This window comes from Paraglaciecola sp. 2405UD69-4, from assembly GCF_047525415.1.
Classification (GTDB): Bacteria; Pseudomonadota; Gammaproteobacteria; order Enterobacterales; family Alteromonadaceae; genus Paraglaciecola.
This window is the reverse complement of record NZ_JBLIXM010000005.1, coordinates 122892-139778: the sequence shown is the minus strand read 5'-3', so window position 1 is coordinate 139778 and position 16887 is coordinate 122892. Positions and strand designations below refer to the sequence as shown.

General features: G+C 40.8%; 11 protein-coding genes. 7 read left to right on the top strand and 4 right to left on the bottom strand.

Annotated elements, in window-relative coordinates; genetic code table 11:
- Position 1: 1 nt before the first annotated feature.
- Positions 2–1576, bottom strand: coding sequence for a 2-isopropylmalate synthase (gene leuA, locus ACMUMK_RS15975; protein ID WP_414702144.1), 1575 nt, complete (start codon positions 1574–1576; stop codon positions 2–4).
- Positions 1577–1957: 381 nt separating this feature from the next.
- Here leuA and ACMUMK_RS15970 point away from each other — a divergent pair, with 381 nt between their 5' ends.
- The 3 genes from ACMUMK_RS15970 to ACMUMK_RS15960 all read left to right on the top strand — a co-directional run bounded on the left by ACMUMK_RS15970 (position 1958) and on the right by ACMUMK_RS15960 (position 5380).
- Positions 1958–3844 (top strand): GNAT family N-acetyltransferase, encoded by a 1887-nt coding sequence (locus ACMUMK_RS15970; RefSeq protein ID WP_414702143.1) that lies wholly within the window; start codon positions 1958–1960, stop codon positions 3842–3844.
- The gene (locus ACMUMK_RS15965; RefSeq protein WP_414702142.1) at positions 3844–4767 is read left to right on the top strand and encodes a histone deacetylase family protein; all 924 of its coding nucleotides are present in this window, start codon (positions 3844–3846) and stop codon (positions 4765–4767) included. The genes ACMUMK_RS15970 and ACMUMK_RS15965 overlap by 1 nt, the downstream gene beginning before the upstream one ends.
- Before the next feature lie 145 nt (positions 4768–4912).
- Positions 4913–5380, top strand: coding sequence for a YHS domain-containing (seleno)protein (locus tag ACMUMK_RS15960; RefSeq protein ID WP_414702141.1), 468 nt, complete (start codon positions 4913–4915; stop codon positions 5378–5380).
- A gap of 101 nt (positions 5381–5481) precedes the next feature.
- Here the strand turns inward: ACMUMK_RS15960 and ACMUMK_RS15955 are convergent, their stop codons facing one another.
- Both ACMUMK_RS15955 and ACMUMK_RS15950 read right to left on the bottom strand, forming a co-directional pair.
- Positions 5482–6129 (bottom strand): GDSL-type esterase/lipase family protein, encoded by a 648-nt coding sequence (locus ACMUMK_RS15955; RefSeq protein WP_414702140.1) that lies wholly within the window; start codon positions 6127–6129, stop codon positions 5482–5484.
- Positions 6126–7850 carry a DUF885 domain-containing protein gene (locus ACMUMK_RS15950; protein WP_414702139.1) on the bottom strand — a complete coding sequence of 575 codons (1725 nt, stop codon included), beginning with the start codon at positions 7848–7850 and terminating at the stop codon, positions 6126–6128. The genes ACMUMK_RS15955 and ACMUMK_RS15950 overlap by 4 nt, the downstream gene beginning before the upstream one ends.
- Positions 7851–8058: 208 nt before the next feature.
- Between ACMUMK_RS15950 and ACMUMK_RS15945 the strand changes: the two genes are divergently transcribed.
- Positions 8059–8415 carry a hypothetical protein gene (locus ACMUMK_RS15945; protein ID WP_414702138.1) on the top strand — a complete coding sequence of 119 codons (357 nt, stop codon included), beginning with the start codon at positions 8059–8061 and terminating at the stop codon, positions 8413–8415.
- A gap of 762 nt (positions 8416–9177) precedes the next feature.
- On the opposite strand, the gene ACMUMK_RS15940 is transcribed toward ACMUMK_RS15945, so the two are convergent.
- Positions 9178–9369 carry a hypothetical protein gene (locus tag ACMUMK_RS15940; RefSeq protein WP_414702240.1) on the bottom strand — a complete coding sequence of 64 codons (192 nt, stop codon included), beginning with the start codon at positions 9367–9369 and terminating at the stop codon, positions 9178–9180.
- Positions 9370–10663: 1294 nt separating this feature from the next.
- Between ACMUMK_RS15940 and ACMUMK_RS15935 the strand changes: the two genes are divergently transcribed.
- The 3 genes from ACMUMK_RS15935 (at position 10664) to ACMUMK_RS15925 (ending at position 16813) form a co-directional block, all read left to right on the top strand.
- Complete coding sequence (locus ACMUMK_RS15935; protein ID WP_414702137.1) at positions 10664–13480, top strand: TonB-dependent receptor plug domain-containing protein; 2817 nt, start codon at positions 10664–10666, stop codon at positions 13478–13480.
- A 32-nt stretch (positions 13481–13512) separates the two neighbouring features.
- A complete protein-coding gene (locus ACMUMK_RS15930) occupies positions 13513–15114 on the top strand; it encodes a peptidase dimerization domain-containing protein (protein ID WP_414702136.1) in 1602 nt (533 codons plus the stop codon).
- A gap of 100 nt (positions 15115–15214) precedes the next feature.
- Positions 15215–16813, top strand: a complete 1599-nt coding sequence (locus ACMUMK_RS15925) for an amidohydrolase (RefSeq protein WP_414702135.1) — start codon at positions 15215–15217, stop codon at positions 16811–16813.
- Positions 16814–16887: the final 74 nt, after the last annotated feature.

The window sequence follows — 16887 nt, the reverse complement described above, 5'->3', positions numbered from 1 at the left end:
TTTATTCCTCTGAATTTTTAATGTGTTGTTGCTTTTGCTGATCGATTTGATCAGCCAAATGTGTGTTATTGAGTACGTAAATAAGGGCTTTTACTCCAGATTCAACTATATCAGTGGCCAAACCAATACCGTTGAAACGTCTGCCATTGTACTCAGCGATGACTGATACTTGAGCAAGGGCATTCGCTCCTTCGCCTTTTGAATCGAGTTTGAAATCTACAATATCTACATTTTCGTGACCAAGTACTTTAGTGATTGCATTGTATGCCGCATCTACTGGACCATTTCCGATAGCTGACTCGGTGATTTCAATTTCACCAACTTGCATACAAACTGTGGCACTAGGAATGATCTCTTTACCTGAGTTTGCTTGTAAGTACTTAAGCTTGTAATGCTCTTCATCTTGTTTTTGCTGACTAAAAAACAACAAGGCTTCTAAATCGTAATCAAATACTTGGCCTTTTTTATCCGCTAATTTCACGAATGCGTCGTAGACGGTTTCTAGATCAAAGTCTGACTCTTTGTAACCCAACTCTAGTAATCTGTGTTTGATAACATGACGGCCAGAACGAGAGGTTAGGTTTAGGTTGTTTTTGTTAATGCCGACACTTTCTGGTGTCATGATTTCGTAGGTGTTTTGACCTTTTAATACACCGTCTTGGTGAATACCTGATGAGTGGCTAAATGCATTCGCGCCAACTATGGCTTTATTGGCCTGTACTGGCATATTACAAAGGTTACTAACTAATTTTGAAGTTCTAGATATTTCTTCACTTTTTATATTGGTTTTTAAACCCAATATAGCTTCGCGAGTTTGTAATATCATGGCAATTTCTTCTAATGAACAGTTACCTGCTCGTTCACCTAAGCCGTTTATGGTGGCTTCTACTTGCCTAGCACCTTGTTCAACAGCTGCTAATGAGTTTGCTACAGCCAAACCTAAATCATTATGGCAATGAACTGAAATAGTCGCTTTGTCTATATTAGGGACACGGTTATAAAGGTTTTGGATGATACCGCCAAATTCAGTAGGCGTTGTGTACCCAACTGTATCTGGGATATTCACTGTACTTGCACCAGCGTTAATTGCAGCCTCAACCATACGGCATAAGTAGTCTATGTGTGTGCGGCCTGCATCCTCACAAGAAAACTCAACATCATCTGTGTATTGACGGGCATGTTTAACGGCTTTTACGGCCATCTCTACTACCTGATCCTGTGACTTACGTAACTTAGTGTTAACGTGGATATCAGAGGTCGCAATAAAAGTATGTATACGAAATTTTTCGGCAACCTTTAAAGATTCGCCACAGGCGTCTATATCTTTTGCTAACGCCCGTGATAATCCACAAACAGTGGCATGCTTAATTTCACGTGCAATAGTTTGTACAGATTTAAAATCACCAGGAGAAGATACTGGAAAACCAGCTTCGATAATATCCACACCTAAACGTTCTAGAGCAAAAGCAATCTTTAGCTTTTCTTTAACGCTTAAACTAGCGGGAAGTGCTTGTTCGCCGTCCCGCAAGGTGGTGTCGAAAATCTTGACTTGGTTAGTGTTAACCCCGTTAGACATACCTTTCTCCTAAATGCTCTGTAGTTGACTTTTATTCATTTTTTAAACACATACAAAAAACCCGTGCTGAGCACGGGTTTTGTAAACTGGTTACGCTTGCTTACTTCTTACCCGTGCAGTCTTGCTGCCAGCAGGAGTAGAGTAGAGAAAGTAGCGTTATTCATGTTTAAAATTCTTAAAAATTATTGATACTAAATTTTAGGATGTATTTGTAACGCGGAAGTCCCTTTAGGTCAACCGGAGTTTGCCCTAAAGCATATAACTTAAAAGTATAAATTCAAATTTTTCATGGGTTTGACCGAGAAATAACTGCTGTAGATCAAATTAATTACCCACTATTATTGTTAACATAGTGTTTAAATTTTTACATTAGGTGGTTTTATGGCTTTGGTTAAACATACATTTGATAATAAAGTTGATTGGCATAGCTTACTTGATTCAGGTAATCGAGTTTTTATCGGCTCTTACGCTGCTGTCCCTAATGCATTAATTGATAGCCTGATTGAAGATGGTAAAGCCTTAAATGATATTGAGCTTACCCATATGGGGACTCTGTCTGACGACAGGTGGGCTTTGCCTGAGTATACGTCTAGGTTTAAAGTGAATACCTTTTTTATTCATGGTGAAACCGTAAGACAAGCTGTAGATGAAGGCCGAGCTGACTACACTCCCTGTTTTTTGTCAGAGGTTTCTGGTTTATTCACTAATGATACCTTACCTCTTGATGCTGCCCTTATCATGGTTTCTCCTCCTGATGAGCTTGGGTATTGTTCATTAGGGGTTTCTGTTGACGTAGTGATGTCAGCGGCGCGGGCTGCAAAACACATAATTGCGCAAGTTAACCCACTTATGCCCAGAACATGCGGGCAAACGTTTTTACATATAAGTGAATTTAGTGCCTGCATTGAAGCAGAGCAAAGCTTACCTGAGGTTGATTTATCAGTTACCTCAAAGATTATTGACCGTATTGGCCAGTATACAGCGCTGCTAATAGAGGACGGCGCAACTATTCAATTAGGAATAGGCAAAATACCTGATGCTGTGACCCGTTATTTATACCAACATAAAAATTTAGGTATTCACTCAGAATTACTGTGTGATGGTTTGGTGGAGCTGATCCAAAGAGGTGTGGTGACAAATAGATACAAAACCTTTCACCCTGGAAAAACCGTAGTGAGTTTTTGTTTTGGCTCTCAAAAAGTGTATGACTTTGTTGACATGAACCCCCACGTTGAATTTTATCCTTCTGGGTATGTTAATAAACCTGCGAATATTGCTAAAAATGACAATATGGTATCTATCAACAGCGCCTTGCAAGTGGACTTGAGCGGTCAAATAGTAGCGGATTCTATTGGTTATGATTTTTATAGCGGCATTGGGGGGCAGGTTGATTTTGTCACTGGAGCCTCAAAAAGTAAAAACGGCAAACCTATTATCGTTTTACCCTCTACTGCCCAAAACGGTGAAGTTTCTCGAATTGTTGCCACATTATCTGAAGGCTCTGGTGTGGTTACATCTCGGGGGAACGTCCACTACGTGATAACCGAATTTGGGATTGCTAGCCTGCAAGGAAAAAGCGTACGTGAACGAGCGTTAGAACTTATCCGTGTGGCACACCCTAAATTTAGAGATGAGTTGTTAGCTAAAATTCGAGAGAAATACTGGGTGCCTGATTATCAAACTCGGACCCCAACAGACATTCCCGAGCTCGGGGAAGTACAAATGTCACGGATTCAATTTCAAAATCAGCAATTTTATATGCGCCCCCTGAATCCATCTGATGAACGTAGGCTGCAAGAGTTTTTCTATTCCCACACCAAAGAAACAATTCGTATGCGCTATAACTTCACTCCAGGGCAAATGACCCGTGAGAAGTCTTGTGATTTGGTCAGTGTTGATCAGAGTAAGGATGTGGCATTAACCATAGTTCAGGACGATGGTTCTAAAGTGAGAATTGAAGCCGTGGGCCGCTATTATCTGTATGAACAACAAAAATCATGTGAGGTTGCCTTTGTAACCAGAGAAACTAATCAAGGCAAAGGTATGGCAAGTCGCTTGTTACGAGCCATGATAGACATTGCTGAGAAGCGAGGTTTAACGAGTATGTTTGCCTTGGTAAAAACCAATAACTTACCCATGATTTCAGTATTTGAACAATTTGGTTTTGTGAGAAAGTTTGACTCAGAGCCTGGTGAAATTGAGTTAGTGAAACGTTTGAATATTGATAATGTCGAAATACCCTCTGATAACCCCCAAGGGGAGCTGTAATGACTGTCACCATAATGCGAAGCCCAAAATGTAACTTACATAATATGGGGCCTGAGCATCCAGAAGAGCCAGCTAGAATGCATTCAATTAATGATCAAATCATATCTTCAGGTCTGGAGCCTGTGGTGCATTTTGCTTACGCTAAACCGGCACCTTTGCAAGCGTTAGAACGAGCCCATGACAAAGACTTTGTTAAGAGCGTATTTGATAAGTCACCTCAAGAGCCAGATGAAAGAATTTGGCTCGATGAAGATACTATCATGATGCATAAAAGTTTAGATGCGGCCTTACATGCAGCTGGTGCGGCAGTTGACGCTGTAGACTTGGTGATGGCAGAGCAAACTAAAAGTGTGTTTTGTGCAATTCGGCCACCCGGGCATCATGCTGGTCGCAATAAATCCTCTGGCTTTTGTATTTTTAATAATGTTGCCATTGGGGCTATGCATGCGTTAGACGTTCACGGACTTGAGCGCGTAGCAATTATTGATTTTGATGTGCACCACGGTGATGGTACTCAAGACATAGTAAAAGATGACGAGCGAATATTCTTTGCGTCATCTTTTCAGCATCCATTTTTTCCTTTTTGTGGTGATGAACCTAGCCGCAAAGATATAGTTAATGTGCCTGTACCAGCAGGCACTAGCCCAGAAGATTATAGGGAGCTAATTAAGCACTGGTTTACTGCCATTGATGACTTTCAACCGCAAATGATTTTTATATCTGCAGGGTTTGATTCCCATGCTGAAGATGACATGGGGCACTTACGCTTAGTTGAAAGTGATTATGCATGGATAACTGAAAACTTAAAAAAATTAGCTGAAAAACACAGTAACGGACGCATTGTTTCCGTACTTGAAGGAGGCTATGCATTAAGTGCGTTAGCGAGAAGTGTGGTGGCTCATGTTAAAGCCTTGGCAACTTAATGCTTGGTAAATTCGCATTTTGAATACCTATTAACTAACTTTAGTAGGTGCTTTGGTAAAGAGATGAATCTTGCTGATTATTAATTGAAATTTGTTTCTCGCAAAGCCTTTCTTAATTCAAAACCCGCTAACGAGTATATTTAATATGATGAAGAGTTTGTTGTTCTATGTAAGTTTTTTGTTCCTGATGCCACTGGCGAATGCTGCTGAACCTGAAATTTGGATGCAGGATGATTGGGATTACGCCATTGATGGATACGATACAGTTGCATACTTTACTGAAAGTGACGCTGTGAAAGGTGATGACCGATTCGTCACTGAATATAAAGGTGTGAATTGGCGCTTTTCTAGCGCTGAAAATTTAGCCTTATTTAAAGCCGACCCTGTTAAATATAGTCCTCAATATGGTGGACATTGTGCTTATGGCTTAGGGAAGAACGGCGTGGTTGTTCATGGGGATCCTAAAAGGTGGACCATTCATGAAGGAAAGTTATATTTGAATTTGAATTTCTTTATTCAGAAAAGATGGCAGGGTGATAAAGAGTTTTATATTACTCACGCTGATGCAATCTGGCCCCGTGCTTTGTCAGAAGAAATTGACGTTGATTGGTAAATTCAAGCTTAATCCTACCTAGTAAAAGTTTATTGAATTTAAAAGCAGCTTAAGATACTTGAGAGCATCTTAAGCTGCTAAATTTCGTTTTATCATAGGTCTTAACCATCAGTTAATTTGATGATTTCCTTTGCCCAAATGCTATATTGCGCCGAATTAGGATGCAGTAAATCAGGCATCACAGACTCTAAAAGTACACCATCACTCGTTAGAAAATTATGGTTGATATTCAGCCACAAAACTTGTTGCCTATTGCAAAAGTGGCGGATCAATCCATTAGTTGCATCAACAGCTTTACGCATACGCTTTTTTTGATTGCGACTTCTTGGAAATATTGCCATCAAAATAATTTTACTGTTTGGTAAGCGTGTCGTAATTTCTTTTAAAATCAACTCAATCGCAGCTGCTGTGTGTTCTGGTGAGTCATGTCTATGGCCGGGGTTATTAGTGCCAATCAAGATTATAACCCAATCAGGTGATAACTCATCTAGCTCTCCATTTTGAATTCGCCACAACAAATGCTCGGTGCGATCCCCTGAAAACCCAAGATTTATAGCGTTTTTGGCGGCAAAGTGCTGTTGCCAAGCTTGCTCTCCTTCTACTTCCCAAGCGTGGGTAATAGAGTCGCCTAAAAACACAATTTTCGCAGCGTGATTAACCTGTTTTACTTCTTGGCATTTTTGCTGGTGGCGCAGTTGCCACCAGTCTTCTTGTCGCGCTACTGCTATGGTTGAAAGAGGTTGACTCATTTACTTTGCTGCGCGGTGATCCAGTCGTTGATCACGTCTTCTAATACCGCCATAGGTAACGAGCCTTGCCCAATAACAGTGTCGTGAAAACTACGAATATCGAATTTTTCCCCTAGTGTTGTTTCTGCTTTTGCTCTTAGTTCTCGAATTTTTATTTCGCCCATTTTGTAAGACAGAGCTTGCCCAGGCCAAGATATGTAGCGGTCGATTTGATCGGCAATGGATTTTTCGGTAAGGGCAGTATACGTAGACAAATAATCAATCCCTTGTTGGCGGCTCCAACCAAAGGCATGGATGCCAGTATCTACTACTAAGCGCACTGCGCGCCATATCTCGTAGCCTAAACGGCCAAAGTCGCTGTAGGGATCTTCATAAAAACCGGCTTCTTTACCTAAACGCTCTGAATATAAGCCCCAGCCTTCTCCAAAAGCAGAGTGACTTAAAGTCCGTCTAAAATTAGGCACATTCAACTCCATGGCAATGGCGTTTTGTAAATGGTGTCCGGGAACGGCTTCGTGCAAGCTAAGTGCTTCTAAGTTATACAAGGGTTGCTGCGCAGGTACAGAGGTTAAAAAATAAGTCCCAGGTGAGCGGCTATCTGGCGGTGGCATGTAAAAAGCGCCCCGAGTCGCAGAGCCCTTTATAGTAAAAGTGTTGCGGGGGAGGTGGCCAAAAAAGCTAGGTAGCTTGCCGTACATTTTTTGGGTTATAAAGGCTGTTTTTTCTAATACATCTTGTGGATCAGGTGCATAAAACTGCGGGTCGGTGGCAAGAAAGTTTAAGAACTCAGCATAGCTACCTTTGAATCCTACCTGGTCAATAATCACCTGCATTTCTTGACGAATACGTTTTACTTCACTTAGGCCCAGTTGATGGATTTCTTCTGGCGTGGCATCTGTGGTGGTGTAGTAATTTGCTGCATATTTGTAATAATCAGTACCACCTTTTACGCTGGCGATTCCCGCTTCTTTGCGGCAATTTGGCATGTATTCATTTACGAAAAAATCATAAAAGTCTTGATAGGCGGGGATAACTTTTTCTGCCAGTAAGTTAGCTGCTTGCTTACTATATTGGGATGTTTGTTTTTCGGTAAACTTGGCTGGGTAGCGAGTGAATGGCTCGTACATCGCGCTAGTTTTTACATCTTCTACAATATGTTTGCTTATGGTTTGATGATAGTTTTTAAAGCTTTCACAGTAGTGCACAAAACCTGCTGCGACACCTGCTTTCATTAGGTTAATGTTTTCTTGGTTAAAGCGAGGGTAATCACTAAGGCTTATAAGAAAATCGTCATAATCCTGAGTGCTTAAGAATGCCATGTTAGCCGGCGCTTCGGCAAAATAGGTGTGCCATCCACTTAGAAAATTAACCGGGAAATATTTGTCTTGGTACTGATAGCTTGAAGCTTCGGTCTCACGCTCGTATTTGAATAAGCGAAAATTCATTAATTGCTCAGCACTAAGATCTGTGGGATTTATTTCACTCAGTTGTTGTAATACATTTTGGTTGTATGTTTCACGGCGTTTAATGGCTTCAGGGGTAAATTCAGCCAGTTTTCCCTTTGGTTTCCAACCATCAGGATCAGTACGAAAAAATACTTTTTCTTGGGTGGCAAATTGCCAATGTTGATTAATTATTTTTGATAAATCTTCATCAGCACTAGCCAAGGATTGTGAACTTAGTAAAGCGAATAGGGATAAGGATAGTAATTTTTTTAGCATAAACTGCCTTTGAGTAAGAGCGACTTAATCCACCTTTACAGGTGTCATTGCAACGATTGTTGTGACTCAGATTAATACAAATTTCAGGAATATAATAGGGAGTGATTACACTGGGATGTTTGCTGGTAGACATTGTCTAACCAGCAAGAAAAGAAAAATAGCGCAAGTTAGAATTTTCTAAGCGCGCTTGTGATATCCCCTCAAAAAAGTGACACACATACCTAAGTGGGCGAACATAGCTGTAGAGTATGAGTTTGAATCAGGTGTGTTTACTAATATCAACGCACGCTATCAAGATAAGTCTACGGCTTATTTAGATCCTGAGCGCTCTTTGGGAGTCGCAGGGCTCGATCCTCACAACGATGGCAGAACGTTAATTAACGCTCAAGCTGGATATGATTTCGGCAACTTTTTAGTGAGAGTAGATGTACGTAACTTGCTTGATGAAGAATACATCAGCCAGTATTTCTCTGACGCAGTGGATTCAGATGCGGTGGATGCTTATGGAGACCATCAACTAGGTCGCTCTCGGCAGGTGAGTGTGACATTGCAAGCTAAGTTTTAATTATCTTGAGGGGAGTGGTAATGCCTCCCCTCAAATAAATTTTTGTAGATGAAACTTACTAGTAGACAAGGCGACAGATCGAATATAAATTAACCAATCAAGGTGTTTAATTTGTGAACAATTCAAAGAGCTTACAATTCTGTTGTTTCTTTTATTTTCTCACTTGAAAAGTGCATGCAGTATATGGAAGAAAGGATTTTTTATTACAAGGATATAGCAATGAAAAAATGTTTTTTAAAAGTAATCTACCTTCTCCCTCTAGTATTTTTAGCCGCATGTGGTGGCTCATCTAATAATAACTCCTCAAATTCGGTGGCAACCGCCGAAGGTGTATTTATTGATAGTCCAGTACAAGGGTTAAATTATGTATCTGGTAGTATTGAAGGCACAACCGATGAAAATGGAACCTTTACTTATGAAGTGGGTGAAGAAGTTACATTTAGCATAGGGGGTATTGTCATTGGAAGTGCCACTGGGGCAGCAATGTTGACCCCTTTGTCTTTAGTTGATGGTGCGTTAGATGAGACAGATCCTACCGTTGTTAACATAGCGACATTTTTACAAACCTTAGATGATGACGGCGACCCAGAAAATGGCATTACCATTACTGAGTTGCAACATGCCGAGGCCGCGGACTTAACTATTAACTTTCAACTTAGCACTTTCGATTTTGAATATGATCTAGATGTGCAAACCGCCGTGAGCCTCATGACATCTGTTAGTTTTGCAGGACCGCGAGCACTTATCTCTGCTGATGAAGCTTTAACTCACCTTCAAGGTAGTCTTGGCATCGAAGTAGAGGATGATGTGGCTGATGATGACGTTATAGAAGATGACGTCGTAGAAGATGACGTCGTAGAAGATGACGTCGTAGAAGATGACGTCGTAGAAGATGACGTCGTAGAAGATGACGTCGTAGAAGATGACGTCGTAGAAGATGACGTCGTGGAAGATGATGTCGTAGAAGATGACGTCGTGGAAGATGATGTCGTAGAAGATGACGTTGTAGAAGATGATATCGTAGAAGATGACGTCGTAGTGGATGATAGTGAGTATGGCAGCATTGCTATTACTGGCGACGATGCTGCCACCATAGGTTCTCCTTTAGTTGTCGAATCGGCGGTTTATGGTAGGGATGACTTAACCAATTTAGAGACATCTGTGATCTTGACTGGTTTAGGTTTAACTCTTACTGACCGTGGAAGTGATACTCCATTTGATATAAGCAGTGCGACTGAAGGGTTTGTCATTGTAATTGGCGACCTTAGCTCCTTTGGAGGCGGTATAGTGATTTCAATGACGATTTTGACTGGCTCTGCTGAGTACGATTATTTATGCGACCTTGCATGTAACACCAGTATAGACACTGCAAATCAAACTGTGACCTTTAATAATACAGTTGTAAGTTACGATACTAACCCAGCGCTAACGTTAAATGGCACAGTCAGCTGGGAGTATGAATAGCATTTAATTGTTAATCTGCAGCTTGGTCTTGGGCCTGATATCTCTAAGTTTCAGATTAAATTTCAAGTACATTTGAGTAATCATACCGTCTGCTCGGTATGATTACTTACTCTCCTCTATATAATGATTGCAATTTATTCCTCCGGCACTCACTTATTAGCCTTCAGCTCTTAAATGTAGCTTTTAAACAGTAAATAAATATTCATAAAAGTAGGGTTTTTATTAGATGGGTTATTGTTTTTCTAGAGTTCTCATATTTTTAATCCTTGCTAACAATAAAACATGATCGTTAATTTCATAATAAAAGTAAGAGCATTATGAAATTATTATCATGTTTTATCTCTCTAATTAGAATTAATGTCTGTTTATTTAACTGCAAGTATTGTGTGCTTCACAATTATGCATCTTATTAGTGCGATATTTGAAAGTGCATAAATGAAGTTTATTTTTGCATAAGTTTTTTTTATGAAATATTGAAATTATAAGTTTTCAATATTTTTTTTAAGTCAGCAATATAAAAAAAACTTATATGTTACAGCTTGTAAATATAATGTTTTTTATGATGTAACTAACTGAGTTTTAGTTTGTTTTCATTTGGCACGCTCTTCTAATCTTCTCGTTTATCGAAGCTCTCTCAATAATATTTTTTTAAATCAATGTTTTAGGTACGACTTGTGCTTTTGTTAATTGGCAACTGTAGAGACAGGAAATGCATTTGTATTTAAATCAGTGATATTCCGCAGATAAAAACAATTATTACATCCTTTGCACAGGAGAAGAGCACATGACAAAAACTATTGAATCAAAAACGCATAGAGTTACCTACTTAGCTATGTTGATTTCTAGCATGTTGGCAGCGAATACAGCGCTTGCTCAGGAGGCTGACAGTCTAAGTGAAGAAGAGGCTATAGAGTCTATTCAGGTTACGGGGTCACGGGTAGCAAGGGACGGCTACGATACTCCAGCTCCCGTCACTATAATGACTCAAGACGACATAAATGCTTACGCTCCAGGGAGTGTCGCGGAGTTTGTCAATACTCTACCATCAGTTACAGGTAGTAGCACAGCATCAACATCATCGGGATCACTTAGTAATGGTGCTTCAGGTATTGCAGCTTTGAACCTACGAGCGTTAGGAGTTGGGCGTACTTTGGTGTTATTTGATGGTCAACGTAATGTTGTGTCGGCATCTACTGGGCAGGTTGATACAAATACATTCCCACAATCACTAATTAAAAACGTTGAAGTGGTGACAGGAGGTGCTTCTTCAGTTTATGGCTCAGACGCTATTAGTGGCGTAGTTAACTTTATATTAGATAAAGAATATACAGGTTTTAAGTCTCACGTTGAGTATGGTGAAACAACCTACGCAGATAGAGAAAATGGCAAAGTGGTATTAACCTACGGTACTGAATTAGCAGAAGGCAATGGCCATCTATTATTGAGTGGCGAATATTATTCAGCTAACGGTATCCACTACACCACTCGAGATTGGGCTGAGAGAGGCTATGTTGGGATGATTAACCCCGATACTAGTGATGGCTCACCTTATTTCCTAGTAGACGAAAATATCGGTATTTCAAATTACACTCCAGGCGGTCTAATAGCTGATGGTCCTCTAGCTGGCACATATTTTGGAGTGGATGGTGCAGTCAATCAGCTAGCGTATGGCGATGTATCTGGTCAGTGGATGCAAGGCGGTGACTGGAAATACACCTCCTCTGGTATGCTTGGAACTAATTCTTTAGCAGCGGACGAAGAACGTAAAAACCTATTTGCTCGATTAAGCTATATGGTAGGTGAAACTGAAGTTTATTTACAAGGCTCTTATGCTGAATATGAAGGCTTGGGCTATTACATCAACCCAACCACTAAGGGCGTGACTATCTACGCCGATAATGCTTTCTTACCCAGTGAAGTGGCTACACAAATGGCCGAGCAGGGAATAGATAGTTTCAGCCTCAACACTAGTAATGTTGATATGCCTGCATCTGGTGCGAACAACAAACGTGATACTACTCGAATAGTTATCGGAGCAGATGGAGAGTTTTCACTATCTGGTAAATTCTTTGATTGGGATGCTTATTATCAATACGGTAAAACGAAAACTGATGAGCACATGACCCCAACCTATAATACAGCCCGCTTAACCTTAGCGACAGACGCAGTTTTAGATCCTGATACAGGAGAAGTTGTCTGTCGTTCAACTTTGACCGATCCTACTAACGGGTGTGTTGCACTTAACCGCTTTGGAGTAGGAGTTGCCAGTGATGAAGCTCTAGATTATGTTTTAGGACGTCCCCGTCGTGAGCAAGAGTTTATTCAAAACGTTGCGGCCATTAACTTTAGTACTGGCGACTTCGAAGGCTGGGCTGGTCCAATCTCCATAGCATTTGGTGCTGAATACCGCACAGAAGAAATGGATGGCTATGTTGAATCTCAATATCAGAGTGGTTGGAAGTACGGTAACTACAAGGTAACGAAAGGCGATTATGATGTAATTGAGGGGTACGTTGAAGCACTTGTTCCTATTACAGATGGTTTAGACTTTAATGGTGCAGTACGTTACACCGATTACAGTACTTCAGGTGGCGTGACAACATGGAAAGGTGGTCTGACATATCAGCCAATTGAAGACGCTACATTTCGTTTAACTAAATCTCGTGATATTCGAGCTCCTAATTTAAGTGAGCTTTATGCCGCTGGTACTGCCCGTAGTAACTCAGTGACTATCAATGGTGAATCAGTGCCTATGATTCAAAACCTGCAAGGTAATCCAAATGTTGCTCCAGAAGAAGCAGACTCTTGGGGGGTAGGTGTGATCTTACGTCCAAGGTTCTTAGAAAACTTCTCTGCTGCAATTGATTACTATGATGTTGAAATTGATGGGATTATTAGCTTTGTATCAGCTGACGATACGGCTGAATATTGTGTTGAGTTTGGTGTTCAAAAATACTGTGACAACATGATTTATGATGACGCTGGTACGTTACAAACAATCAACCTTTTATACGATAACCTCAACGTTATGACGGCACGTGGTATTGATTACGATTTAACCTACCGTCTTGGCTTAGGTGACGCTTTCGAGGGGGCTCTAGGAGATTTAAAACTTAGATTTTTAGCTACAAACTACTTAGAAAGCATTACTGATAATGGGGTAACCGCTATTGATTCTGCTGGTGCTAATACAACTAGTACACCTGATTGGAAGTACCGAGCCTCTGCTACTTATACCCTAGATGATATGACATTTGACTTATCTGCTCGTGGTGTAAGTGATGGCGTACTGAGTAACGCATATATTGAATGTAGCTCAAATTGCCCAGAGAGTTCTGCGCCTAATTATACAATTAATGATAACAGCGTAGATGGTGAAGTATATTTTGATTTTTATGCAGCTAAATCCTTTAGTTTCAGCGGTGATACAGAAGCCGAGTTTTTCTTGTCAATTCGCAACATGTTCAACACAGATCCGGCAGATGTTGCCTTCCCAGCATCTCAAGGTTCAGAAAACCGTCCTGGTTATTTAGAAACAAACCGTGGCTTGTACGATGTATTAGGTCGTCAGTTCAAAGTTGGTTTCCGAGTTGAAATGTAATGACAAGTAATAAAGTTTTGAAGGAAGGTAATATGTTTAAACGTAAAGTTTTAAATTTCACCATGATACTAACTATGTCATCAATCGTTAGTTCTACCAATGCATTTGAAGATATGTCGCAGGTAGAGCGAATGGAAGCAAAAATGACGATTATCGATGCAGTAGGCGCCAAAGCTAAGCAAGCTCAAGTTATGAATGACATGATATTTAGCTTTGGTGAGCTAGGGTTTCAAGAATTTGAAACCTCTGCTTATCTAACCAAAATACTGGAAGATAATGGCTTTACTATTGAGCGTGGCATATCTGGTGTACCAACCGCATGGATGGCAACTTGGGGGGATGGCGGACCGGTTATCGCCCTTGGTTCAGACATTGATGGCATACCTAAGGCCTCTCAGAAACCTGGTGTGGCTTATCATGATCCAATTATTGAAGGTGCTCCAGGGCATGGTGAAGGCCATAACTCTGGTCAGGTGGTTAATATTATAGCCGCATTAACCGTAAAAGAGTTCATGGAAGAAAATGACATCAGCGGCACAATTAAAATTTGGCCAGGGGTTGCTGAGGAGCAATTAGGAACCAAGGCCTATTATGTTCGCGATGGCTACTTTAAAGATGTTGACGCTGTTTTGTTTTCCCATGTATCAAATAGTTTTAGTACCAGTTGGGGAACAGGGCGAGGTAATGGATTAGTCTCGGTACAATATGACTTTTTTGGTGAGTCAGCTCACAGTGCCGGCTCTCCTTGGCGTGGCCGCAGTGCATTGGATGCTGTTGAACTAATGAGCGTTGGTATGAATTATCGACGTGAACATTTGCGGTTATCACAACGTATCCACTCTATTATTGTTGATGGAGGCGACCAACCAAATGTAGTGCCTTCTAAAGCAAGTATTTGGTATTTCTTCAGAGAAACGGATTTTCCTCATATTAAAGAGTTATGGGAAATTGGAGACAAAATGGCTGAAGGGGCATCTCTTATGAGTAATACTTCTTGGTCATCAACGGTTTTAGGGTCGGCATGGCCACAGCATATGAATAAAGCGATTGCTGAAGATGCTTATGAAAATATTAAAATCGTAGGTATGCCTGAGTGGTCTGAAGATGACATCGCTTTAGCAAAAGCGCTACAGTCTGAAATTGGTGTTGAACCTGAAGGCTTAAAAACAGAGTTGAACGAGTTGAGAGATCCTCCTGATCCCACAAAGCTTACAGGTGGCGGCTCTGATGATATTGGGGATATTTCATGGCAGGTACCTACCATCACTTTACGTTATCCGGCTAATATTCCTAATTTGCCGGGACACAACTGGTCTAATTCAGTTGCCATGGCAACACCCATTGCCCATAAAGGGGTTGTTGCAGGAGCAAAAGTTCAAGCACTGAATTTGTTCGACTTGTTGACTAACAGTACTTTAATGGATGAAGCTTGGGACTATTATAAAAATGTGCAAATTAAAGAAGAAAAGTACACGCCTTTATTACGTCCAGAAGATAAGCCTGCTATTCATTTAAACAAAGAAATTATGGCTACCTATAAATCTGAGCTCGAAAAGTATTACTACAATCCTAAAGAATACGATACTTATCTTGAGCAATTAGGTATCGATTATCCAACTATCAAAAAGCAATAAAAACAATCACTGGCAATAATTTCGTTGCCAGTTATTTCTGGATTTTAGAAGTAAAGATTTATAAGCGTTTCTACTCGTAAAGGCTTTGGAGTATATCAATATGTTAAATTTTAAGAAAAAGACAAGCATGGCTGTGCTTGGCTTTATTATTTCGTGCGCTGCAACAGCGACAACATTTACGGATTCACAACGAGAAGCAGCAAAAGAGCAAGTTGTAGCGGCAGTAGATAAGCAAGCAAAGCTTGCACAAGTCATGAACGACATGATTTTTTCGTTTGGCGAACTAGGTTTTCAAGAGGTTGAAACTTCTGCCTATTTAACCAAACATTTAGCTGAACAAGGTTTTAAAGTTGAAAAAGGAATTGCAGGGATCCCAACAGCATGGGTTGCCACTTGGGGCTCCGGTAAACCTGTTATTGCGCTTGGGACTGACCTAGACGGTATCCCAAAAGCATCACAAAAACCTGGGGTGGCTTACCATGATCCTATTGTTGAGGGCGCTCCCGGGCATGGAGAAGGTCATAATTCAGGGCAGGTAGTTAATATTATCGCTGCGATGGCCTTAAAAGAGTATATGGCAGAGAATGATATCGAGGGCACAATAATGTTGTGGCCAGGTGTAGCTGAAGAGCAATTGGCTACCAAAGCTTACTATGTCAGAGAAGGGTATTTCGACAATGTAGATGCGGTACTTTATTCCCACGTAGGGAATCGATTTGGTACCTTTTACGGTAATCCATTTTTTTCAGGCATGGTATCGATTCAGTACAATTTCTATGGAGAGTCAGCGCATAGTGCTGGGGCGCCATGGAGAGGAAAAAGTGCATTAGATGCTGTTGAGCTAATGAGTGTTGGGATGAACTATCGTCGAGAACACTTACGCATTGCTCAGCGAACTCATTCTGTGGTTGTTGATGGAGGAGACCAACCTAATGTTGTACCTTCTAAAGCAACCTCTTGGTACTTTTTTAGAGAGCTAGATTACCCACATGTAAAAGCATTGTGGGAGGTGGGAGACCAGATGGCTGAAGGTGCTGCCCTAATGACCAATACCACCTGGGACTCCACGGTAATGGGAACTGCATGGCCTGGTCACTATAACAAGCCAATGGCAATGCGAGCTTTTGAGAATATTAAAAAAGTGGGTATGCCCAAATGGTCTGAAGCCGATATAACCTTAGCCAAGTCGCTACAAAAAGAAATTGGTGCACCAGTAACAGGTTTACCAACAGAGGTGATGCCAGTTGTTGCACCACCTGATCCAAGTACTATGACAGGCGGTGGCTCTGATGATATGGGGGATATCTCTTGGGTAACACCCTCTATGTGGTTATCTTATCCTTCGAATATTCCTAATTTACCAGGACACCACTGGTCAAATGCAGTCGCTATGGCAACCCCTATTGCTCATAAGGGGATCGTGGCAGGTGCCAAAGCCCATGCTATGACCATGATTGACTTATTTACCGATCCTGAATTGATGTCTGAGGTGAAAGATTACTTTGATAATGTGCAAACCAAAGACATTAAGTATGAATCGTTTTTGCGAGACACAGATGTGCCGCAGATTCATCTAAACAAAGAGATAATGGGGGAGTTTCGTGAAAAAATGAGACCATTTTATTATGATCCTGAAAAATACGATACTTATATGCAGCAGTTGGGAGTGGAATACCCAAAGGTAAAAACTAACCCTTAGTCACTCTATATTTATCAGCAATATTGGCTTGCCCACTCTAAAAAATACACAGCACCTTAGATTAATCTAGAGGT